Origin of the sequence: Acinetobacter lwoffii (assembly GCF_019343495.1) — a bacterium.
Lineage (GTDB): Bacteria > Pseudomonadota > Gammaproteobacteria > Pseudomonadales > Moraxellaceae > Acinetobacter > Acinetobacter lwoffii_P.
The window spans coordinates 2,659,603-2,683,547 of the sequence record NZ_CP072549.1; the positions used below are offsets into that span (position 1 = coordinate 2,659,603).

At 44.2% G+C, this 23,945-nt stretch carries 19 protein-coding genes; 10 read left to right on the forward strand and 9 right to left on the reverse strand.

Features of this window, described 5'->3' with window-relative positions; genetic code table 11:
- Nucleotides 1-93: 93 nt before the first annotated feature.
- The gene (locus J7649_RS12500; RefSeq protein ID WP_086044122.1) at nucleotides 94-810 is read left to right on the forward strand and encodes a DUF2846 domain-containing protein; all 717 of its coding nucleotides are present in this window, start codon (nucleotides 94-96) and stop codon (nucleotides 808-810) included.
- Nucleotides 811-878: 68 nt separating this feature from the next.
- Here the strand turns inward: J7649_RS12500 and J7649_RS12505 are convergent, their stop codons facing one another.
- The gene (locus J7649_RS12505) at nucleotides 879-2,405 is read right to left on the reverse strand and encodes a fumarate hydratase (protein ID WP_004278405.1); all 1,527 of its coding nucleotides are present in this window, start codon (nucleotides 2,403-2,405) and stop codon (nucleotides 879-881) included.
- 775 nt (nucleotides 2,406-3,180) lie between these two features.
- On the opposite strand from J7649_RS12505, the gene J7649_RS12510 reads away from it, so the two are divergent.
- The gene (locus tag J7649_RS12510; RefSeq protein WP_004729548.1) at nucleotides 3,181-3,420 is read left to right on the forward strand and encodes a DUF2171 domain-containing protein; all 240 of its coding nucleotides are present in this window, start codon (nucleotides 3,181-3,183) and stop codon (nucleotides 3,418-3,420) included.
- A gap of 231 nt (nucleotides 3,421-3,651) precedes the next feature.
- Here the strand turns inward: J7649_RS12510 and pta are convergent, their stop codons facing one another.
- The 3 genes from pta to J7649_RS12525 form a co-directional block, all read right to left on the reverse strand.
- Entirely contained in the window at nucleotides 3,652-5,790 is a 2,139-nt protein-coding gene (gene pta / locus J7649_RS12515; protein WP_219308386.1) for a phosphate acetyltransferase, read from the reverse strand.
- A gap of 55 nt (nucleotides 5,791-5,845) precedes the next feature.
- The gene (locus tag J7649_RS12520) at nucleotides 5,846-7,066 is read right to left on the reverse strand and encodes an acetate/propionate family kinase (protein ID WP_219308388.1); all 1,221 of its coding nucleotides are present in this window, start codon (nucleotides 7,064-7,066) and stop codon (nucleotides 5,846-5,848) included.
- A gap of 452 nt (nucleotides 7,067-7,518) precedes the next feature.
- The gene (locus tag J7649_RS12525; protein WP_219310118.1) at nucleotides 7,519-8,784 is read right to left on the reverse strand and encodes a glutamate-5-semialdehyde dehydrogenase; all 1,266 of its coding nucleotides are present in this window, start codon (nucleotides 8,782-8,784) and stop codon (nucleotides 7,519-7,521) included.
- Nucleotides 8,785-9,106: 322 nt separating this feature from the next.
- Here J7649_RS12525 and J7649_RS12530 point away from each other — a divergent pair, with 322 nt between their 5' ends.
- Nucleotides 9,107-10,444: an alpha/beta fold hydrolase gene (locus tag J7649_RS12530; protein ID WP_219308390.1), complete on the forward strand. Its 1,338-nt coding sequence runs from the start codon at nucleotides 9,107-9,109 to the stop codon at nucleotides 10,442-10,444.
- 27 nt (nucleotides 10,445-10,471) lie between these two features.
- Here J7649_RS12530 and J7649_RS12535 read toward each other — a convergent pair whose 3' ends face one another.
- Entirely contained in the window at nucleotides 10,472-11,335 is an 864-nt protein-coding gene (locus tag J7649_RS12535; protein WP_219308392.1) for a class I SAM-dependent methyltransferase, read from the reverse strand.
- Nucleotides 11,336-11,458: 123 nt separating this feature from the next.
- The gene (nagZ, locus tag J7649_RS12540; RefSeq protein ID WP_219308394.1) at nucleotides 11,459-12,481 is read right to left on the reverse strand and encodes a beta-N-acetylhexosaminidase; all 1,023 of its coding nucleotides are present in this window, start codon (nucleotides 12,479-12,481) and stop codon (nucleotides 11,459-11,461) included.
- A 200-nt stretch (nucleotides 12,482-12,681) separates the two neighbouring features.
- Here nagZ and J7649_RS12545 point away from each other — a divergent pair, with 200 nt between their 5' ends.
- The 7 genes from J7649_RS12545 to J7649_RS12575 all read left to right on the forward strand — a co-directional run bounded on the left by J7649_RS12545 (nucleotide 12,682) and on the right by J7649_RS12575 (nucleotide 22,589).
- Nucleotides 12,682-14,868, forward strand: coding sequence for a carboxy terminal-processing peptidase (locus tag J7649_RS12545; RefSeq protein WP_219308396.1), 2,187 nt, complete (start codon nucleotides 12,682-12,684; stop codon nucleotides 14,866-14,868).
- Between the two features lie 436 nt (nucleotides 14,869-15,304).
- Nucleotides 15,305-17,158 carry a putative bifunctional diguanylate cyclase/phosphodiesterase gene (locus J7649_RS12550; RefSeq protein ID WP_219308398.1) on the forward strand — a complete coding sequence of 618 codons (1,854 nt, stop codon included), beginning with the start codon at nucleotides 15,305-15,307 and terminating at the stop codon, nucleotides 17,156-17,158.
- 143 nt (nucleotides 17,159-17,301) lie between these two features.
- A complete protein-coding gene (locus J7649_RS12555) occupies nucleotides 17,302-18,894 on the forward strand; it encodes a peptide chain release factor 3 (protein ID WP_004647433.1) in 1,593 nt (530 codons plus the stop codon).
- 111 nt (nucleotides 18,895-19,005) lie between these two features.
- Nucleotides 19,006-19,830 carry a hypothetical protein gene (locus J7649_RS12560; protein WP_219308400.1) on the forward strand — a complete coding sequence of 275 codons (825 nt, stop codon included), beginning with the start codon at nucleotides 19,006-19,008 and terminating at the stop codon, nucleotides 19,828-19,830.
- A 44-nt stretch (nucleotides 19,831-19,874) separates the two neighbouring features.
- Complete coding sequence (locus J7649_RS12565; RefSeq protein ID WP_219308402.1) at nucleotides 19,875-20,837, forward strand: RsiV family protein; 963 nt, start codon at nucleotides 19,875-19,877, stop codon at nucleotides 20,835-20,837.
- The gene (locus J7649_RS12570) at nucleotides 20,834-21,655 is read left to right on the forward strand and encodes a TatD family hydrolase (RefSeq protein WP_219308406.1); all 822 of its coding nucleotides are present in this window, start codon (nucleotides 20,834-20,836) and stop codon (nucleotides 21,653-21,655) included. The genes J7649_RS12565 and J7649_RS12570 overlap by 4 nt, the downstream gene beginning before the upstream one ends.
- Before the next feature lie 127 nt (nucleotides 21,656-21,782).
- Nucleotides 21,783-22,589 carry an enoyl-ACP reductase FabI gene (locus J7649_RS12575; RefSeq protein ID WP_004647438.1) on the forward strand — a complete coding sequence of 269 codons (807 nt, stop codon included), beginning with the start codon at nucleotides 21,783-21,785 and terminating at the stop codon, nucleotides 22,587-22,589.
- Between the two features lie 175 nt (nucleotides 22,590-22,764).
- On the opposite strand, the gene secB is transcribed toward J7649_RS12575, so the two are convergent.
- From secB to J7649_RS12590, 3 genes are read right to left on the reverse strand one after another with little or no spacing between them, the layout of a single operon-like run.
- Entirely contained in the window at nucleotides 22,765-23,223 is a 459-nt protein-coding gene (gene secB, locus J7649_RS12580; protein WP_004647439.1) for a protein-export chaperone SecB, read from the reverse strand.
- A gap of 38 nt (nucleotides 23,224-23,261) precedes the next feature.
- Complete coding sequence (gene grxC / locus J7649_RS12585; protein ID WP_004278388.1) at nucleotides 23,262-23,516, reverse strand: glutaredoxin 3; 255 nt, start codon at nucleotides 23,514-23,516, stop codon at nucleotides 23,262-23,264.
- Between the two features lie 21 nt (nucleotides 23,517-23,537).
- The gene (locus tag J7649_RS12590; RefSeq protein ID WP_004647440.1) at nucleotides 23,538-23,945 is read right to left on the reverse strand and encodes a rhodanese-like domain-containing protein; all 408 of its coding nucleotides are present in this window, start codon (nucleotides 23,943-23,945) and stop codon (nucleotides 23,538-23,540) included.

The following is a 23,945-nucleotide window of genomic DNA, read 5'->3' on the forward strand; positions in this document are numbered from 1 at the left end:
TCTGATTCACTAGGCGTGGATGCCTAAAACTTATAAAAAACAAATCGCAAAGCACTTGCATACAAAAGAATAAAGACGCAGTGAGGGATAAGCATGCGTGGAGTCGCAATTGTACTCATCAGCAGTTTGGCATTGCTGGGGTGTCATGGTAAGAAAGCCGTCGTTGAGCCTACACAGCCACTCAGCACTTTAAAAAATATCGATCTTGAAAAAAAACCGGGCTTCGTCGAGCAGCATCGTATCGGCATGTTTACCATTGGCGGTTGGGTCAATCAAAAGCAAGGTAACCAGTTTCAGACGGTGAAACCGCAGCATGATGAAGCCGCCATCGTGTATTTATACCGGCCCGATTCCAGATGGAACCGTCAGGAAATTGTCGCTGCCAGCCTGTTTATCAATCAAGAACATATTCCAAGCTTATTGCATAATCATTATTACTGGATTGAAGTACCTGCAGGGACCTATCGTTTGAGTACCAGTCGGCCATTAGGTGCACTGCATTTCCAAAAGCCTAAATATCTGGATTTTACTGTTGAAGCAGGACAGTCTTATTTTATTAAATATGATGAAGAGAATATCAGTACACGTCGGAGTGTTTCCGGACCGCTCATGCTGATGCCGGAAAAAGTTGGCCTAAATGAAATTGCTTTTACTCAGCTAAAATCAGACAGTTTTAACTTCGTGGCACAAGATCAGGAAACAGGCCAGATTCGTAAAAAAGCCCAAAAAATTGAACCGACTGCTTATGATCCATCATTAGATGTAGAGTTGGAAGCACCTTTTAAACTTTGGGATCCGCGGACTTGGTAATTGATATTTTATTGAGAAAATATAATAAAAAAGCACCCATTCAAGGTGCTGTTTTATTGCAGTAAAAATTAGCCCGCAGCAGCGTCAACTACTGGAATCTTGCCAATTTTTGCTTGCCAGATTTTAGGTGCAGTCGCGTGAATAGAAGTACCATTCACATCAACCGCTACAGATACCGGCATATCTTTTACCACAAACTTGTAAATTGCTTCCATACCCAGGTCAGCAAAGGCAACCACTTCAGCTTCGCGAATAGCTTTAGACACGAGGTAAGCAGCACCACCGACAGCCATCAGGTAAGTTGCCTGGTTGTCTTTAATGGCTTCAACGGCAGCAGGACCACGGTCCGCTTTACCGATCATGCCAAACATGCCAGTCGCTTCAAGAACTTGACGTGTGAATTTGTCCATACGCGTTGCAGTTGTAGGACCTGCAGGACCAACTACTTCATCACCGACTGGATCAACAGGGCCTACGTAATAGATAAACTTGCCTTTCAAGTCAACAGGAAGTTCTTCACCGTTATTTAGCATGTCGACCATACGTTTATGCGCAGCGTCACGGCCAGTGTAAATTGTACCGTTAAGAAGCAGAGTATCGCCTGGTTTCCAGCTATTCATTTCTTCTTGGGTAATCGTGTCGAGGTCAACACGTTTAGAAGATGAAGAATCCCAAGTCACAGCAGGGTAGTCTTCAAGTTTAGGTGCTTGAATGTGTGCAACACCTGTACCATCTAACTGGAAGTGTGCATGACGAGTTGCAGCACAGTTCGGGATCATACCGACTGGTTTGCCCGCAGCATGACATGGGTAATCTTTGATCTTAATGTCTAGAACAGTGGTTAAGCCGCCAAGACCTTGTGCACCAATACCCAGAGCATTTACTTTTTCGAAGATTTCGATACGAAGCTCTTCCATTTTGCTTTGTGGACCACGACGAAGCAATTCGTCCATGTTGATCTCTTCCATCAATGCTTCTTTAGCAAGCATCATGGCTTTTTCAGCAGTACCACCGATCCCGATCCCCAGCATACCTGGTGGACACCAGCCTGCACCCATGGTTGGAACAGTTTTTAGTACCCAATCTACGATTGAATCAGACGGGTTTAACATTGCCAGTTTAGATTTGTTTTCTGAACCGCCACCTTTGGCTGCCACAGTGATATCTACTTTATTACCAGGCACAAGCTTGTGGTAAATCACGGCAGGAGTGTTGTCTTTGGTGTTCTTACGACCAAATGCAGGATCGGCTAGAACTGATGCACGAAGCACGTTCGAGTTTTCTAAATAACCCTGACGTACGCCTTCATTGATTGCATCATCCAGGCTCATGGTTAAATCGAATTTAACGTCCATGCCCACTTCAACAAATACGTTGACGATACCGGTATCTTGACAGATTGGGCGGTGGCCTTCTGCACACATGCGTGAGTTAATTAAGATTTGTGCGATCGCATCTTTAGCAGCTTTGTTCTCTTCACGATCATACGCACGGCTCATCGCTTGGATAAAGTCTTGTGGGTGATAGTAAGAAATGAACTGAAGCGCATCTTTAACTGATGTGATCAAGTCATCTTGCTTGATAATAGTTGTCATACAAATATCTCTTGAGCGGGCTGATAGCTAGCGGGCTAAATTATAAGACAAAAGAATCAGGTTGTGGGCATTTTGGGTGAGCATTGGCCGAAAGTTTATAGTTTAAGCAATCTGAGCAAGGACTTTAGCTATTCAATGGGTCAAATATGACAGCAAGTTGTCATATTCAGTGTCATATTTCAGATTAAAAATACGCATAATTTTTCTGATTTTATATTAAGTGTTTGAATTTTATTGTTTATTTAAAGTTTAATAAAAAACCAGATTGTCATATAACTGTCATAAAACTTTTACATAATGCAGCTATCAACTAAAGGAGATCCTAACAATGGTTACAGGTATTTTGATGGCAGCTGGTTTTTGTGTATATATCGCTGCAACTTGGATGTACGGTCAGAAAGAAGATCAAGCCTAAGCTTTATCTTCTTTTTTATTTTAAGACATAAAAAATTAACCTATCTTCAAATCTTCAAATCTTCAAATCTTCAAATCTTCAAATCTTCAAATCTTCAAATCTTCAAATCTTCAAATCTTCAAATCTTCAAATCTTCAAATCTTCAAATCTTCAAATCTTCAAATCTTCAAATCTTCAAATCCAGTTATAAAAATATTTGAAAACTCAAATTTAAAAAGCATCTCTCCTATAGCTTACTCAAGCCATGTTGACCATTTACATTTTTAACCCAGAAAAACTCAAAGCCTGAAAACCCTTACACATGCGGCATTTTTTATTGCTTAGACTGTTTCTCTCAACTTCTAGAAACAGGCAAGTAGAATGAACAATTTTAATGCAAGTGATATTAAAGAACATGCTTCAGTCATTGCTTCATGTGGTACTCAAGTCGGGAAGGTGGACCATTTAGAAGGTCAGGATTCAATTAAATTAACAAGAAGTGATGATGAAAATAATGAGCATCATCTGATTCCCTTGAGTTGGGTAAGTGAAATCAAAGACGATAGCGTCGTGCTCAATAAAACTGCGGAAGAGGTACGTAAAGAGTGGACTACCTTATAAGAAATTAAAGTTAGTGGACTGAAAAGCAGGGCTGCTTCAGCTTAATTTTTTATGTCACAGACTTTATGAGTAACCGTTGAAAATGCCAGTTCGAAAGACTGGCATTTTTATTGTTTATTAAAACGAGATAATGATCGCGTGCTGAATTTATTGAAGCTATGAGTGTTTTTTTATAAAAAAACCACCTGATTTTTCAATCAGATGGTTTGGAAAACTTAAATTCAAGAAGTATTAAGCTTCTTGCTGCTCGGCCTGAATCGCGGTTAAGGCAATGGTAAACACGATGTCATCGACCAAGGCACCACGCGACAGGTCATTGACCGGCTTATTCAAGCCTTGCAGCATTGGTCCAACACTGACTACATTGGCAGCACGTTGTACCGCTTTATAGGTCGTGTTACCGGTATTCAGATCCGGGAAAATAAATACATTGGCACGTCCAGCCACTTGTGAATCAGGTGCCTTTTGGCGCCCCACGCTTTCCACCGATGCTGCATCATATTGTAATGGACCATCAATTAGCAGGTCAGGGCGGCGTTCTTTGGCAATCCGTGTGGCTTCAGCGACTTTTTCCACATCTGCGCCGGTACCGGAAGTTCCCGTCGAATAGGAAATCATCGCAATCCGTGGATCTATACCAAAGGCTTTGGCAGAATCGGCGGACTGGATTGCAATTTCGGCCAGCTGTTCTGCATCAGGGTCCGGATTGATCGCACAGTCACCATACACATAGACTTCATCTGGCAACAGCATAAAGAATACGGAAGATACCAGTGAGTAATCCGGAGCAGTCTTAATCAGCTGGAAAGCAGGACGTACCGTATTCGCCGTGGTATGCACTGCACCCGACACCAAACCGTCAACCTGATCCAGCGCCAGCATCATGGTGCCAAGTACTACTGTATCTTGCAGTTGTTCACGGGCCTGTAGTTCGTTGAGCTTGCCTTTACGCAGCTCCACCATCTTGTCGATGTAGTTTTCACGCACCAGATCCGGATCAAGAATTTCCAGATCTTCAGGCAATTCAATACCGCGAGCTTTGGCTACTTCTAGCACAGCTTCAGGCTTGGCCAGCAAAATACACTGTGCAATACCACGCGCCTGACAAATGGCCGCAGCCTGTACGGTACGCGGTTCATCACCCTCTGGCAGTACAATACGTTTTTTCGCAGCAATCGATTTCTGTACCAGTTCATGACGGAAAGCGGAAGGTGACAGACGTGGCTTATAAGAACCATTCAACATTTGATTCAGCCATTCCGGATTGATATGGCTTGAAACAAAACGTGTCACCTGATCTGCACGTTCAGTATCATCCACTGGAATTTCATTGCTGAGATTTGCCAGTTTTTGTGCGGTTTCAAACGTGCTGAGTGGCGTGTGTAGGATTGGTAAACCTTGCTTAATGGCAGTCTGACAAAACTCTAATACATGATCATTTGGCTGTTGATGTTCAGTCAGTACCAGACCGGCCAAAGGAATCCCGTTACTACTGGCCAGACTACTTGCCAGTAATACATCAATTCGGTCGGAGGCACTAATAATTAATTCGCCAGCCACGAATTTATGCAATTCATGTTCAATATTGGCTGAAATCAGGCTACTGTGTTGCACACGGCGCTGTTTGGCTTCGCCTTCGTTGATCCAGTAGGCAGAAATATGGGCTGCCAGATCAGACATACGCGGCACACTTAAGGTTTTACTGAAAGGCACCAAGCCAATCACTGGCAATTTTTCAGAGCCAATATGCGGATGCGTCTGCCGAATGGCGGTGATAAATTCTGCGGTTTCAGCTTTAAGGCGTAAATCCGGATTCAGCGTGACAGGAATCTGCGCAGATTCTTCAGGTAGACCCTTGGTGCGCATCAACATGATACCTGCCAGACGGGTAGAGCTGGCGCCACCAAAATTACGCAGCTGATGTTCAACTTTATCTGCGGTTTGGCTTGGCTGCTGAATATTGGCATTGCTGACGACAATAACTTTGGCATCCAGTGCTTGTGCCAGTGAAGCATTCAAATCATCGGCAAAACTGTCCTGAGTATTTGGCAACAGCCCTTCGACAATAATCAGGTCATGCTGTTTAGCAATTTGACGATGCAGACGCACCGCTTCTTCAAGCAATTCATCCTGTTCACCCAGATTGATCTGCTGCAAGACTTTGCTATAACGGATAGGTTCAACCGTTTCACTTTGAGAAATATGACGATACAAAGCCGTGGTGCGGTCTTCGATTTCATTCAATTCCTGGGCAAAAGGTTTCAGGAAACCAGCTTTTACCCCTTGGCATTCCAGTGCATAAATCAGGCCCAAACATGCAGAAGTTAAGCCTACGCCTTCCCCCGTGGGAACCAATAAAATTGTTTTCATAAATTATGTCAGTCGCAGAATAATAAAAATCAGTGAAAAAGAAGCTAAAGCCTGCTTATGCAGGCATTACCTCAGCTTGAGACTTTTTTGCAGTATTGCGCTCCACTTCAAGTTCAACCACACTTTGAACTTCCCGTGCAATACGGCCTTCTTCATCTGTTGGCACTACCCAGATTTGTGGGCCTGTACCTGAATCAATTCGGCCTTCGGTACCGCGTTTCAGCTCATTATTGGCATTTTTATCCAGACTGAAACCGAAATGAGGCAGGTAAGTCATGGTTTTTTCGCGGATATACGCTGAGTTTTCGCCAATGCCGCCAGTGAAGAACAGACCATTAAGACGTGGCAGACCACAGCTCAACGCTGCCAGAGATTTAGCTAAACGGTAGCAGAATACTTCAATCGCCAGTGCGGCATCTTCATTGCCTTGTTCTGAAGCTTCAATCAGGGTACGCATGTCATTCGACAGGTCAGACAGACCCAAAAGACCACTTTGGCTATTCAGCATCTTGTCAATTTTATAAATGTCCCAACCCAGGTTTTTCGCCAAGAAACTATGCAGGCTTGGATCGACATCACCACTGCGTGTGCCCATAACAATGCCTTCAAGCGGAGTTAAGCCCATTGAAGTATCTACACTTTTCCCATTCCACACGGCACAGGTCGAGCTACCATTACCCAGATGCGCGGTTAACCAGCCACCTTGTTTGAAACTGCCTGCCAGTTCAGAACCGCGCTCTGAAACATAGGCATGACTAGTCCCGTGGAAACCATAGCGACGTACACCATGGGCGGTATATAGGAATTTCGGTAGGGCATAACGATAAGCATGCGCTGGCATGGTTTGGTGGAAGGCAGTATCAAATACCGCAACCTGTGGTAATTCCGGGAATAAACGTTTGGTAGCTTCAATACCAATCAGGTGTGCCGGATTGTGTAATGGTGCAAGCGGCGTTGCTTCACGAATTTTTTCAATAATCTCGTCATTGATTAGTTCAGCTTTGGTTAGGCTGCCCCCATGTACGACACGGTGACCGATCGCATCCGGACGGTAGTTGGCCAGACGTTCCAGACCGACTTCGAGTGCTTTTTTGTGGTCAGCAAATGGAATGTGGATATCGACCGGCTCATTGCCAACCGTCACGCCTTTAATGCGAGCATTCTCTGTGCCTAAGTTCTCAGCTAAACCATGAATACGGAAATTCTGCTCCTCAAGAAGTAATGCAAACTTGATTGAAGAAGAGCCACAATTAATAACTAATACTGATTTAGACACGATTGATTACCCAATTTTTAATTAAAATTCTCGTCCATTTGCTTGACCCAATTGCGGACAATGAAGCAGCAATCCAGATCAATGAATATGTTTTAACATTTGTTTTTTTTCTGTCCTAGATAGACTTTAGCAGATTAGACTTAAGCATTATCGACCGATTTAACAATAATAACTAAAATTTATCAGTTCATATTTTTCATTTATAAATAAAATGATGCTGAAAATATAATCAATAAGAATACTCAATTCTGCTTAAATTTAATTTTAGAACAGATTGGTTTTTAGTTTAGCGCCTGAAAAGGCAAATATTGTTTCTAAATACAATTCTATAAAGAGATTCATCAATAAAATGACCCGAAGGTTCTAATCCATCTATTTCAGTGTCAATTTTTCTGTCCATAAAAAAAACAGCCTCATAAATGAGGCTGTTTTTAAGTTAGCGATCTGAATACTTATTGGCGAATCTGACCATCGCCAAAGACAATCCATTTCTGCGAAGTCAGGCCTTCAAGACCGACTGGGCCACGAGCATGGATTTTATCGGTCGAAATTCCGATTTCTGCGCCTAAGCCATATTCAAAACCATCTGCAAAACGAGTAGAGGCATTGATCATGACCGAACTTGAATCTACACCCGCCAGAAATTCGCGAGCCAGACTGTAGTTTTCTGTAATAATAGAATCAGTATGATGCGAGCCATATTTGTTAATGTGCTCAATGGCTTCTTCTATACCAGAAACGACTTTGATCGCCAGAATAGGACCCAGATACTCGATATACCAATCTTCTTCAGTGGCTGTAATTACTGCATCTCCAAGAATACGCTGGGTTTCCCGGCAACCACGAAGTTCGACTTTTTTCTCTTGGTAAAGCTCCGCGATGCGTGGCAAGAATTCTTCAGCGACTTTTTCATCGACCAGCAGGGTTTCCATGGCATTACATACGCCATAGCGATGGGTTTTGGCATTGAGCGCAATCGGCAAGGCTTTCAACAAGTCCGCTTGTGCTTCTACATAGACATGACAGTTGCCATCTAAATGTTTGATGACCGGTACGCGTGCTTCCTCGGTAATCCGTTCGATCAGGCTCTTGCCGCCACGAGGCACAATCACATCCACATATTCGGTCATGGTAATCAACTGGCCCACTGCAGCGCGGTCAGTCGTATTTACCACCTGTACGGCAGCCTCAGGCAAGCCTGCGACTTTCAGGCCATGCTGAATCGCGACTGCAATTGCCTGATTCGATTCCAGAGCTTCTGAACCGCCCCGTAAAATAATGGCATTGCCTGATTTCAGCGCAAGTGATGCAGCCTCCAACGTGACGTTAGGACGTGATTCGTAGATCATGCCGACCACACCCAAAGGCACACGCATCTTGCCCAGTTGAATCCCGGATGGGCGATAAGCCATATCACTAATTTCACCAATCGGATCTTTCAGGCCAATGACATCTTTCAGGCCCTGTAACATACCTTTAAAGCGCGCGGGGTTGAGTTCTAAGCGATCAAGCAGGGCAGGGTCCAGATTGTTATTATGCGCCTTAGTCATATCTTTCTGGTTAGCAACCAAAATAGCAGCTTGGCTATTTTCCAAAGCCGTATAAATAGCGGATAACGCATTATTTTTAGTTTGGGTGGACGCGCGAGCCAAAATGCGAGACGCTTGGCGTGCCTGCTGTCCTACCGTTTGCATGTATTGTTCAATAGACTCTTGCATAGCGGTTTGATCACTTAGAAATTTCATTTCGATATTAACAGCCTGCTGCTGCACAATGAAGCCCATCTATTAAAAATCATCCGTTTTCGCAGACTTCTAAACATTTTGAAATTGTTTTCTGTTTAAAAGTAGATAAGTGGTCACTGAAGCGGTTGCTTGTGAAAAGCAGCTCTGTATAGAATGAAACACGCGGCATTGATGTCATTTATAATTATTAAAGAGCAGGATGCGTGTTCAGGCACACCGGAATGCGCCTGAAATATAAAATCTGTTAAGCATGACTTGCACAATAAAAATAAGGCAAGGACGGAGGAAAAGGAATATGAATTCCATTATCCACATGGACGCCCATGTATTGGAACAACATAGACACGATGGTTTTTTTGATTTTTATGATAAGCACAGTTTTAAGCAGCCACCACGCACCACCTGGATGGATGGCTGGAAAATCGAATATATGGCGATCGCCCGTCCGGATACCTTACATTTAAGACCCATGGTGATTATTGGGGGAGCTTTCCAGAATTTTAATTCCTACAAATACTGTGTAGAACAGCTTTTTGATGCAGGTCCCATCATTCTGATTGACCTACCGTCCATGGGGGCCAACCAGCAGATTAGTAATGTCGATACGGGGCTGTCTGCCGGAACACTGGAGCTTGAAGACCTTGCTGCGATGCTGGGGCGCTGGCTGGAACAGATGCAGCTGCCGCAAGTGGCAATTCTAGGCATGTCCTTGGGTTCAGTGGTGGCTTCCTGTTTGGCAGATCAGCGTCCTGAACTGGTCGATCGGATGATCCTGATGGGTGTGATGCAGAAAACCCGTAAAAGCTGGCGGATGCTGCTGGAAGAGTCTTTGCATCTAATGAAAGAACAGCGTATGGATGAATTTGGTCAGGCCGTCATTTTGTACCTGGTGAATCATGCACGTTTAACAGAAACCCGGATGTCACCGACTGCAAAGCGTTTGTTCTTTAAACAGATGGCGGAATTTACGGCCACCGAACAGGATCGTTATGATATTAACTGCAACCGTTTATTGCGTCTGACCAATGTGCCGATTCCGCAGTGCAAAGTGCTGGTGGCATGTGGACAGTATGACAGTTTTACTTTGCCACATGAGAATGCGAATTTTGCCCTGCAATGCCCGGATATGCAGTACGTGCAAATTGCAGGCGCCGATCATGTACCGCAGTTGCAACGTCGTAAAGAAACCATGCATCTGTTTGCAACTTTCTTGTGTGATGAGCCTGTGGATCAACTGGAAGGAATTATTCCATTCACTCGCGAACAGATACAGCAGCTTGAACGTCGCGGTGAAGAGAGGATTCAGGTGCAAGATTCACAGCGTTTCCTCAGTCATCGTCATTCTGATCTCATTTTAAAAGCAGAGATTGTGGACATGAATTTCTTCGGAGTATTGCTGGAGTTAGATGCAGAACAGGCTGCGCATGCAACAACTTATCCACGTGATTTGGCCTTGCATCTGGAAGATGAAACAGGGGGATTTCAGATTGAATGCCTAATCTTTGAACAGGATGATACTCAGCTGCGTGCCTTATTCAAACATGGCAGTTTTGAAGTCGCAGAACGCTTATTACGCTTTGTACAAATGCAAAAAGTACTGTCACAAACTGAAGTATTTGATGCGGCAATTTAAAAACATCATCTTTAAAAAACAGCGTACTTAAACGCTGTTTTTTTTCACGGCATGAATCATCCAGACCAGATCACCCAAATGTTCATCCTGTTCATGAGTCGGGTTTTGCTGACGAGGCTCGGCAAAATAACGTTGTGGTTGTTGTACCTCAACCTGGTCAAATCCTGCATCTTGAAAAAAGTGCTGCAGTTCTTGGGGGGATTTAAAATGAAAGGTAAACGCACTGCGAGACATGAATTTAAGCAGGCGGCTACAGCTCCAGATAAAGTTCGCCAGTTTATTTTTCACCGGTTCGGGATAAATATCGCTGAGATAGTGAACTGCCGGGAAATACTGCGCATTTTCTGTAATACCCTGCATCAGAATGCGTAACATATGTTGATCAAAATAATTAATCAGCCCTTCACTAATGATGACCAAGGGCTGGTTTCGGTCAAACATCTGAAAAATACAGTCCAGCTCTTCACTAAAAATATCGGCAGTCAGGACTTCAGGGGCATGCTGATCGATTTGCTGTAAAGCCTGCGTCTTGATCTCGGCCATATCGGGCAGATCCAGTTCACGATAATTAATCTCGGGAAATTTCTGTCTGAAATTCCAGCTGCGTGGAGATAGTCCGCAGGCAATTTCAAGAACCTGAAGTTGTGGGTGTTGCTCAATTAGTTGACACAGATGCTCATCAATCATCTGATGGCGCTGCTTAAGTGTAGTCCGCATGCTACCGCCGACATGACGTTCTGCCCAGGATTCAAGTGGATGAAGCAGTTTGGCCAGAAACTTGCCTTTGGATGTAGCAAAGGCTGGATGTGAGATTCCCATTTGATACCAGATATAGCCGGTATAGTGCGCCGTAAAAGAAATATGGCGATGTTGCGAAAGTGAGTCTGTCATATTTGTTCTGACCTTATTGTTATTTTTAAGTTGATTAAATAATAGTGTGACCTTTTCATTACTATAATTAAAAAGGAACACCTTGTCGTGTCCCTTTTTCATATTGATTGGATTTAAAAAGTTTTAGCTGGATTGCTGTTTAAATGCCAGTATTTCATTACGGATCTCGCGCCATTCTTCACCCAGATCCAGTTCATCACCAATCTGGATGTTCGGGATGTTGCCGCGCATGCGTTCCAGGCGTTGCTGGTTCGGGAGGGGCAGATCTTCAATTCCTTCCAGTGCAATACATTGTGCTGCACGATCATTGCAGACCAGACCCATATCACAACCAGCTTTGAGTGCGGCCTGAATTCGGACATCGGCACCGCCTGCGACACATGCGGCCTGCATGCTTAAATCATCCGAGAACAAGACGCCGTCAAAGCCCAGCTCCTGACGTAAAACCTTCTGAATCCAGAATTCCGAGAAGCCTGCCGGATTAGGATCAACCTGACTATAGATGACATGAGCCGGCATCAGCGCATCCAGTTGTGGTTGCAGTTGGATAAATGTTTGCATATCTTTTTGCTGGATTTCTGCATAGGAGCGCGTATCAATTGCTGCAGCAACATGTGAATCCGCTTTGACTGAGCCATGACCTGGGAAATGTTTACCAGTTGAAGCCATGCCGGCACGTTTCATGCCGTGCAGAAATGCACCAGCCAGCGGAATAATATCCTGAATATTTTGCGCGAAACTGCGATCGCCGATCACATCACTGATGTCATTCAAGTCCAGTACCGGTGCAAAGCTGAAATCAATGCCGACAGCCAGTACTTCAGTCGCCATCAGCCAGCCGCATTTTTCAGCCAGTTCAAGGGCACGCTGTGGATCGCGCGTATAAAGTTCGCCAAATTTCCCCATGGCAGGCAGCAGGGTAAAGCCTTGTCTTAAACGCTGGACACGACCGCCTTCCTGATCTACCGCAATTAAAATATCAGGATGCACCTGACGCATATGATCGGTCAAAGCACGGACTTGCGCCGGAGATTCGATATTGCGACCAAATAAAATCACTCCACCGACTTGCGGCGCACTTAATAGTTCAATATCTTCTTGAGTGAGGGTTGTGCCTGCGATGTCGAGCATCAATGCGCCAATCATATGCGGAATCCGTTTTAGAGTTTTTCGGAGAAAACAATACCTGAATTCTGCAATGATTTGCTACACTTTGTCAGCACAGAATATGATAAAACTACACGACATAAACATATTAAGTTGTTTAAGATGCTGAATACGTTAAATTCTGGTCGAAAAGCAACACGGTCACATTGGTCTCTAGGCCAAGGAAGTACGAATTATTTATGAAATTTCAAACTATAGCTTGCGCAGTTGCGATTGCGACAGGTGGATTCTTTTTTACCCATGTAGTGAATGATGCGATTGCGGCCAATAGTAATGAAGTGGTCAGTAAAGCAATTCAGCCATCTCAAGAGCAGGCGCTGGTGTCACGTCAGCTGGCAACCCTGGTTGACCGTCAGCATTATTTAAATATGCGTCTGGATGCCCAGACTTCGCAGCGTATTTTTGATTTCTATATTGATAGTCTTGATCCGGAACACAGTCTGTTTCTGGCCCCAGAAGTTGAAAACTATAAGAAACGCTATGGTGCCAATTTTGGTGCCAATCTGAAAGCCGGCAACTTGTCTGGTCCTTATGAAATGCATGCGCAATATCAACAGCGCTTGCACCAGTTCTACAACTATATGTTGAATGAGCTGAAAAAACCGCAGAATCTGAATCAGCCAAATGTTTATATCGAAACGGATCGTGAGAAAGCGCCATTCTTTAAAACTGAGGCTGAACAGCGTGCGCACTGGTCAAAAATGCTGGTGTCTCAGCTGATCAATCTGACCATCAGTAAAGAAGAGGAATTGGCCAAGCAGAAAGCGCTGAAAGCCAATCCGGAATTGGCCAATGGACAAGACCTGACTGGTCCTGAAGATCTAACGCCTGCGCAAACCTTGACCAAGCGTTATACCCGTCAACTGGAACGTCTCAGCCGCGTCAAAAGTGATGATGTGCTCGACAAGACACTGAACGCGATGATGCTGACTTATGATCCCCACAGTAATTACTTCCCGCCTGTGGATGCGATGGAGTTGAATCGTCAGACCACTTTACAGCTGGAAGGCGTCGGCGTATCGATTCGTCCGGAGCGTGGCAATGAAGATTATACCAAGATTGAAACCATCGTTGAAGGTGGTCCGGCCAGCAAATCCGGTCAAGTTAAATCAGGTGATCGTATCATTGGTGTAGCCCAAGACGGCGAGCAAATGGTCGATGTCATTGGCTGGCCAAGTAATGAAATTGTCGGTCTGATTCGTGGTAAACGTGGCACGAAAGTCACTCTACGCTTACTCGGTGCGGGTGCTGCCATGGGGCAGGCACGTAATGTGACCATTACCCGCGATGTGATTCAGGAAGAAGATGCCGGTGTACGTACGCGTGTAGTCGACATTCAACGCGATGGCAAGAAATATCAATATGGTGTGATCGAAATTCCATCGTTCTACCTGAACTATCGTGCACGCCGTGCCGGTACCGATTATCGTTCGGTGTCTGAAGATACCAACAAAGCCTTGAAAGAGCTGGCAGCGAAGAATGTTGCCGGGATTATTGTCGATTTACGGAATAACCCAGGTGGTTCACTGGAAGAAGTGGCGCGTATGTTGGGGCAGGTGATCAAGTCTGGTCCAGTGGTGCAGATCCGTGATGGCAATGGCAATGTCAGCGTCTTTGAAGATGATGATGGCGGTGCACAAACTTATGCTGGTCCATTGGCAGTGATGGTGAATCTGGCCTCTGCATCGGCCAGTGAAATTTACTCTGCTGCGATTCAGGATTATGAGCGCGGGATTGTGATTGGCAGTACCACCACAGGTAAAGGTACAGCACAGGTACAACTGGATAGTCTGGCGCATGGTCAGGCGACATTGACACAGCGTAAATTCTACCGTGTGACTGGTGGCAGTACCCAGAATAAAGGGGTCGTTCCGGACATTAAACTGGTCGATATTTATAACGAAGAGTTTGGCGAGCGTAAGGCTAAAAATGCCTTGCAGTGGGATACCATTCCAACGGCACCATTTAAACGTGAAGGTGCAGTACAGAAATACGTTCCTGAATTGGCTAAACTTTCTCAGCAAAGGGTCACACTGGATTCTCAGTTCAAATATTTAGAACAGCGTAAAGCAGTGATGAAGAAAGCTGAGGAAGAAAAGCGTCAGGTACTGGATTTGCAACAGCGTAAGGCTGAGTTGATTGCTATGGAGCAAAAAACGCTGGACGCAGAAAACACTCGCCGTGCCGCAACAGGTCTGAAACCTTATCCAAATTGGGAAAGTTATCAGGCTTCACTGGATGCCTTGATTGAAACACGTGCCAAGATGAAGGCCAAAGAACGTCCGGCTTTGCCTGAAGAAGAAGCTTTTGTGATTGAAGCGGCAAATGTGTTACTGGATTATGCCAACTTACAGAAAAAATCCTAAGATTTAACTTTATTTATCATTCATTAAAATAGCCTGTTTCGACAGGCTATTTTTTTTATTTTGAAAATCTGTACAAAAGACCAAATAAAATTTTGCTATGAAGTGCCATCTGTCTAAATAAAAAGAAAAAAATTGTGATAGTGATCGAATAAATGAGCTAAAAAAATGAAGCTAAATATTTGCTTAAATTTGAAACACTTCTAATATATAAGTTGTATTTTATTTTTATGTTGAGTCTTATTTTTGGGGCAATTCTCAACTTCAAAAGAAAGAAATATAAAGTCGAAATTTTAGTTAAGACTGATGCTGTTGCAAATCAATTGGCTTGTATGGATGGTCAGTCTTGAGATTTTACTGAGTTCAAATTTGACCGGGTGAAAATGGAAATATCAGTGCAGAGCATAATAAAAATGATCACCGATGGGGAACATTTTATATGATTGATATTCAGCATGATATTGGTCTGCTCATCGGTTCCATTTTCTCTGCATTAGTGGCTTGCTATCTTATTGCGCGGATTAAAAAATTTGCTTCAGGCGCTTCACAGCCAAACTTTAGTATTTTTAGTTTAATGCTAACCGCCATGCTATTGGGCCTATTCATATGGTTGATCCATTTTATTGGGCTGACAGCAAGTTTTGTGCTGAATAAATATGAGATGGATTTGGGCCTGATGCTCCTGTCTGTTCTGGTGATATGCATTGCATCTATGTTTATCCTCTGGTTAAGTACCAGAAGTACCTGGTCATTTTTCCGGTCAGTTCTCGTATTAGGTGTGATCGCACTCAGCATCTTTGGCATGCACTCTATTAGCATGATGTCATTCAATTTTACTGCCGCCCATATGCAACAGTCACCGGAATTAGTTCAGGCACATGATCAGCTATTTCTGGCCATGATACTGATGAGTGGATTGCTGCTGGTAACGCTGATTTGTATCATCGTGTCCGAACTGCGTGTGGGATTACGCAACCGTCAGCTTGCATGGGCCAATCAACAAATTGAAAATCAGACCATTCAGGACAATCTGACCAAATTACCTAACCGTTTGTATCTGGCTGAATATGCAAATCTGCTGTTTTCAGGTCAGTCCGAACAGCAGCATGAAATTGCTTTTTTATATATCGATCTGGATCGTTTTAAGGCAGTCAATGATGTGTTTGGCCATCTGGTCGGCGATCAGTTGCTGATTCAATTGACCACGCGGATTCATCTGTTATTAGGCCATCATTCCAAGCTGCTCAGAATCGGTGGGGATGAATTTCTGCTGGTACTGGAAAATACTTCAGTCGCCAAAGCTGCAAAAATGTCAGAACAGATTCTTGAACTGATTCAGGAAAGTTTCCTGATTGAAGGCAAGAGTATTCATATCTCGGGCAGTATTGGTATTGCCATGTATCCGGAGCACGGCAAAAATTTACAGGATCTGCTGGTCAATGCTGATGCCGCGATGCTGAGTTCCAAGTATCAGGGACGCAATACCTATTCAGTCTTTAATTACTCTACCGATCAGGATAAAAGCAAGAGTCAGAGTACCCTGATTAATGATCTATATAAAGCCGTGGAAGAACAGCAGTTTGTGCTGTTTTATCAGCCCAAGTTTTGGACCAAGGATCGTAGCTTGTGTGGGGTAGAGGCATTAATTCGCTGGAACCATCCCCAGTTTGGGCTGCTCGGCCCGAATCTGTTTATCAATGCAGCTGAAAAAACCGGACTGATTATTCAAATGGGCTATTGGGCATTGGAACTGGCTTGTCAGCAGATTCAAAAATGGCAACGGACACATACTGAATTTTTCCCTATCGCGGTCAATTTGTCTGCGGTACAATTTGAACATAAGCATCTGTTTAGTACTTTAGAAAAGTTATTTGCACAATATAAAATCAGTCCTCAGCATTTAATGATCGAGATTACTGAATCGACTGCCATGCATCATATTGATGTGAGTATGCGCAGCTTTAAGCGCTTAAGACAAATGGGCATCCGTCTAGCCATTGATGATTTTGGTACAGGGCATTCCAGTTTTCTCTATTTAAAGAATTTCGCCGTAGATGAGTTAAAAATTGACCGGGAATTTATCAAAAATCTGGCAGTCGGCTCCAAAGAAGAAATGATTCTGGAAAGCATTATTCAGCTGGCCATAAAACTGGGCTTGGTGGTGACCGCCGAAGGTGTTGAAACAGAAGCGCAAGCAGAAATTTTAACCCGGCTCGGTTGTGAACAATTACAAGGTTTTTTACTGGGCTTGCCGGTAGATGAACAACGTTTAGAAAATTTACAATTCCATTAATAGCGCTCTAATTGATTGAGCGTCAGGATAGACAATATGGCTCACGGAACTCCACCCTGAAACTCTGCTACAATATCGCCAATTTTTTTCATATTGATCGAATTTGATCTCGAATGCTGTGCATTGAGCAGTAGGTATATTTCATGAGCTTTAAGCAAGAACTGGCGGCACAAGTCGCCCAGCGACGTACGTTCGCTATTATTTCCCACCCCGATGCCGGTAAAACCACCATGACAGAAAAATTGCTGTTATGGGGTCAGGCCATTCAGGTTGCCGGGATGGTAAAAAGCCGTAAATCTGACCGGGCCGCAACATCGGACTGGATGGAAATGGAAAAAGAGCGTGGTATCTCGATTACGACCTCGGTAATGCAATTCCCTTTTAAAGACAAGATGATCAATCTTCTGGACACCCCGGGACATGAAGACTTCTCGGAAGATACCTATCGTACCCTAACCGCAGTAGACTCTGCGCTGATGGTGATTGACGGGGCAAAAGGTGTCGAAGACCGTACCATTAAACTGATGGAAGTGTGTCGAATGCGCGATACACCGATCATTTCATTCGTCAACAAAATGGACCGTGAAATCCGTGAACCGCTTGAGCTTCTGGATGAAATCGAAAACGTTCTGAAAATTAAATGTGTTCCGATCACCTGGCCGCTCGGTACTGGCCGTGATTTTGCCGGTGTATTCAATTTAATCGAAGAAAAATTCTACGTGTATAAAGCCGGTTTCGGTTCAGTGATTACTGAGATCGAAGTGCGTGATGGTTATGACTATCCTGATCTTCGTGAGAAAGTGGGTGAACTGGCTTGGGCGGCATTTGAAGAATCGCTGGAACTGGTACAAATGGCCAATGAGCCTTTAGACCGTGAAGAATTCCTGGCCGGTCGTCAAACGCCTGTTCTATTCGGTACAGCCTTGGGTAACTTTGGTGTCGACCATGTTCTGGATGCCTTCAGTCAATATGCGCCATCTCCTAAAGCCCATCCGACTCAAGATCGTGTTGTAGAAGCAGATGAAGAAGGCTTCACCGGTTTTGTCTTTAAAATTCAGGCCAATATGGATCCGAAACACCGTGACCGTATTGCCTTCATGCGAATCTGTTCAGGAAAGTATGAAAAAGGCTTGAAGATGAAGCATGTACGTCTGGATAAAGATGTGCGTATCAGCGATGCCTTAACTTTCTTGGCTGGCGATCGTCAGCATCTTGAAGAAGCCTGGCCGGGTGATATTATTGGTTTGCATAACCATGGCACCATCCAGATTGGTGATACATTTACCTCGGGTGAGAAACTTCAGTTCACCGGTATTCCTCACTTTGCGCCTGAAATGTTCCGTCGTGTCCGCTTGAAAGATCCACTAAAATCCAAGCAATTGCAAAAAGGTCTGAAAGAGCTGTCTGAAGAAGGGGCGACTCAGGTATTCATGCCGCAGAATAACAACGACCTGATCGTGGGTGCTGTGGGTGTGCTACAGTTTGAAGTGGTGGCTTACCGTCTGAAAGAAGAATACAAGGTCGACTGTGTTTACGAACCGGTCAGCATCAACACAGTACGTTGGGTGTCTTGCGATGACGAGAAGAAATTCAACGAATTCAAGAAAAAAGCCCATGACCAGTTGTCCGTAGATGGCGGTGGTCATTTAACTTATCTTGCGCCAAGCCGAGTGAATTTGCAGCTCATGCAAGAACGTTATCCGGACATCGTGTTCCACAATACGCGTGAACACTAAACTTTCAGGCTACGCAGCTAAAGTTTAAAAATATAAAACAGCTTCTCCGGAAGCTGTTTTATTTTATGCTACATTTAAGCAATTAATAACTCGATAGATATAGCAAAGAGAATGAAGCTCAGCAAGGAAGTCGTCCTCGGTTCTGTGATTGGTTTAAGTCTTGTCCTGAGTGGCTGTGATAAAAGTGAAAAAGAGCCTGTTAATACTCCGCAAAATGAGAAAATCACCGCAGCTCAGCAGACCGCAGATGTTTTACCTTATCTGAATATTCAAGAGCAGCCGGCCAAAATTGCCTTGCCATTTTGTGAAAATAAAAACTGTATTAATCTGGATATTCAGACCTTGCATACGGTTGATCCATGGATGAACCAATGGATTGAAAAGCAGCAGGCCAAAGTGATCCAGGATCAAATCGGTTTGAAACAGGACATGAATTTACAGCAGGCCATCAATGCCTATGTAAAAAAATCGGATGCCTGGCAGGCGCAGCTCAATTTGAACAAGGCTTATGAATTATCGCTATATACCCGCATTCCTTACCAGCGCAATCAATATGTATTGATGCAGATCGGGGTCGATACCAAACAGGAAAATGTCAGCGTGCATGAGCGCTATTATTTTTTTGTGGCTGATCGTCGCCAGCAGAAAATGCTGACTCCACTGGATATTATCGATCCTAAGCAACAGTTAGTAATGGATCAGATTATTCAGCAAGCCTATGAGACATGGCTCAAAGAAAATGATCCGCAAGTTCAGCAGAAGGCACCGAAAAAACTGTATTGGGGACAGGCTGACTGGTTCTTTGATCAGGAAGGTATTGGGCTGCATTTTCGCAGTCATGAAATCAGCAAAGATGCCAAGCAACTGGATATTTATTTAACAAAACAACAAACACAACAGGTCTTGAAAGCTGATATCTATCAGCATATGTTTTAAAGCGCGTACTCCTGCAAGCATACAGGTTCCAAAAAGGTGAATGAATGCCAAAATACAAGAATATCTTTTGTCTATCCATCCTTGCATCAGCGATCTTGCTGAGTGCCTGCCAGCCGAAGAGTAATGAGCCGGAAGAATCAAGTGCTTCCGAGGTGCTACAAGCCGAAGCTGAAGCACTTAAACTGAGCGGCGATACTGAAAAGCTCAAGCTGGCGATTCCAGAATGTGAAGACAAAAGCTGTCCGGAAATCTCGATCGAACGCCTGAATAGTAATCAGAGCTTTATTGATGAATGGATCGACCAGCAGATTCTGCAACAGTTGAAAAATATCCTGTCTGTTGATGCGATTGAACCGGCAAAAGTGAGCGCTGCCAGCGAAGCAGACGTTGCCGCCTCTGAACCCAAAGCGGCTTTGGCCACAGTAACCACACCGAAACAGCAGCTTGAGCAGCAAACCCAGCCCTATATGCAGACTTTCTTGAATCTGGATAAGGAACTCAAGGCCCTGAGTGCCAGTCATAGTATTAGCCTGATGATTAAGCCCAAGATTCTGAATTCAGGTGATCCGTTGGCGACCGTGGTTCTGAACAGCAGTTATTATCTAGGAGGCGCACACGGCGCATCTGCACAGACCTATTATAATTTTGATCTGGAGCAGAAAAAACTGGTCAAACTGGATGACATTATTGCAGCCAAACAGAAAGCTCAACTGGAAGCGCGTGCTTATGACGCGTTTAAAAACTGGGTGGTAGAGTCCAAACTGGCCAAAGATGTGGCGGAATATGAGCAGGCCTGGAAGTTCAGACTCACCGATAATTTCTATCTGGCTCAACAAGGTCTGGTCTTGCAATATGCCGAATATGAAATTGGGCCATATGTGGTTGGCTTGCCACGTTTAATGATTCCTTATGAGCAGCTACAAGGTGTGCTGAAACCTGAATATCTGCCTAAAACTGAAAAAGCTGCCTCTGAGGCACAGCCAGCATCTGCTGCAAAAGCCAAATGACCTTGAAACTGTTTGATACGCATACCCATTTTGATGTTCCCGATTTTGATCCTGATCGGGAACAGTTGGCGTATGCGGCAAAAGCGGCAGGTGTCGAGCATCTGGTTTTAATTGGTTTTTTGCAAAACCGTTTTGCTGATCTGTTAGGAACTCACGACTTTATCAATGACCTGGGAAATGCACCGCAAAGTCATTTAGCCCCGGGCTTGCATCCATTTTATATTGAACAGCATCAGACTGATCATTTACAGGAGCTGGAACAGCTGCTTAAAAATGAGCATTGTATTGCCATTGGCGAAATCGGTCTGGATACCTTTTTAAAACAGCACAAACAGGCTGAAATTTTCCAGAAGCAAAAAGATTTTTTTGCTGCACAGCTGGAACTGGCGCAGCAATTCGATAAGCCGGTTTTGCTGCATATCCGTAAGTCACATGCGGAGGTTTTGCAGATTTTAAAACAACAGCAGTTTAAACAGGGCGGCATTGCGCATGCCTTTGGTGGTGGGATTGAGGAAGCCAAGGCTTTTATCAAGCTGGGATTCAAACTGGGCATCACCGGGCAAATCACCAATCTAAATGCCAAAAAACTTCATCAAGTGGTGCAGTATGTCGGACCAGAACATTTGGTATTGGAAACTGACTGTCCGGATATGACGCCACTCTGTTGTCAAAGCTCGACCGAGCAACGTACCCGAAATACACCTGCAAATTTACCTTATGTGCTGCAAGGACTGGCAAAGAGCCTGCATATGCACAAAGAGGAACTGGCTGAACAGCTCTGGCAAAATACTCATCAGGCCCTGCATCTGACCATTTAAGTTAATACTCTTAACTCAGTCTTAAATTCCCAGTTCATCATAAATCGAAAAAAAGGTGCATTATGCAATTTCTAAAATGCTTCAGACTTGGCATCATGCCATATATATTCTTTTAGGTGAGATTCACATGGCACAAGGACTTTTGGCGGGTAAGCGCTTCTTGATCGCGGGCATTGCGAGTAAATTATCGATTGCTTTTGGTATTGCTCAAGCATTGCATCGTGAAGGTGCTGAATTGGCTTTTACTTATCCAAATGAAAAGCTGAAAAAGCGGGTAGATGACTTTGCTGAACAGTTTGGTTCGAAACTGGTTTTTCCTTGTGATGTGGCAGTCGATGCTGAAATTGACCATGCATTTGCCGAACTGGCTAAACACTGGGATGGTCTGGACGGCGTAGTGCATTCTATCGGTTTTGCACCGGCACATACGCTAGATGGTGACTTCACCGAGATCACGGATCGTGAAGGCTTTAATATTGCACATGACATCAGTGCTTATAGCTTTATTGCAATGGCACGTGCGGCAAAACCTTTGCTGCAAGTCCGTCAAGGCTGTTTGCTGACATTGACCTATCAAGGTTCTGAGCGTGTAATGCCAAACTATAACGTGATGGGTATGGCCAAAGCCTCTTTAGAAGCAGGCGTACGTTATTTGGCGTCTAGCTTGGGTCAGGAAGGTATTCGTGTGAACGCGATCTCTGCGGGTCCAATCCGTACCTTGGCAGCTTCAGGTATTAAATCATTCCGTAAAATGCTTGACCTGAATGAGAAAGTTGCTCCATTAAAACGTAATGTGACGATTGAAGATGTCGGTAATGCCGCATTATTCCTGTGCTCGCCATGGGCTAACGGAATTACCGGTGAAATCCTGTATGTCGATGCCGGTTTCAATACGGTAGGTATGAGCGCTGATTTGATGGCGGATGCGGAATAAGTCCTATAAATCCTCTCTCCCTCAGGGAGAGAGTTAGAGAGAGGGGAATGACTTCTTTCTCTGAGTGAGGAAATGATTAAAATCCCCCTCATTCCCCCTTTGATAAACGGGGAGGCCACTCAAGGCAATAAAAAAGACCGCATAAGTGGTCTTTTTTAGATTTGAATGACAGCGATTAAGCTTGACCATCCACAGCAGCGGCTTGGGCACGTTGCATATTGGCTTCAAATTCAGCATCGAAGTTGATTGGAGTCAATAGCAATTGTGGGAAGCTACCTTTAGTCACCATATCATTCACTGCTTCACGTAGGAACGGGAACAGGATGTTCGGGCAGTATGCGCCTAGGATGTATGGAAGACGCTCTTCTTCAACGCCATCTACCAGGAAAATACCAGCTTGAGTGACATCAACGATAAACGCGGTATCACCTTCGTTGGTCGCTTGAACCACGACTTTCAAAGCTACTTCAAAATGAGTTTCATCAATTTTTTCTGCAGAAGAAGAAAGATTGATGTTTAACTCAGGTTGCCATTGCTTGGTAAAAACTTGCGCCCCAGGAACTTCAAAAGAAATATCTTTGGTATAAATACGCTCTAATGCCAATTGTGGTTGAGCTTGTTGTTCTTCACTCATTTTTTGATCCTTAATATGAAGTGATAATTTTAGTAAGGTTAAGCCAGCAATTCATCAAGTTTGCCTTCACGCTCTAAAGCATAAAGCTGGTCAAAACCGCCGATGAACTGATCATTAATAAAAATTTGTGGCACGGTACGGTGATTGGTACGCTGCATCAATTCAAGACGTACTTCAGGCGCTTCTTGAGACAAGTTAATCTCTTTATATGCCACACCCTTACGTTCCAGTAGCTGTTTTGCACGCACGCAATAAGGACACACTGTCGTCGAGTAAATAGTAACTTCAGCCATGATCAATCTCCTGTTCGTGGATTATTTGCTTTTCACCAAAGGTAAACCTTGAGCTTTCCAGTTGCTGACGCCGCCATCAAGACGGTAGGCATCGGCATGACCAACCTGCTGTAATGCAGTACCAGCCACCTGTCCAAGGTTACAAATGAACACCAAAGGGCGATCAGATGCTTTCAGCTCTTCAACATGTTTTGTAATCTGGCTATATGGAATATTACGGCTGCCGCTGATATGACCTTCACGGAAGTCTTTGGCATCACGTAGATCAACCAGCATGGCATTTTTTGCTTTGACTAAAATTCCCAGCGATTGCGGAGAAATTTTGCGACCGTTACGTTGACCTTCGATAATGAAGAACAAAACCACTAATACCGCGAGTGTTCCAAATAAGAAGGGGTGATTCCCCATAAACTCGAACCAACGTTCCAC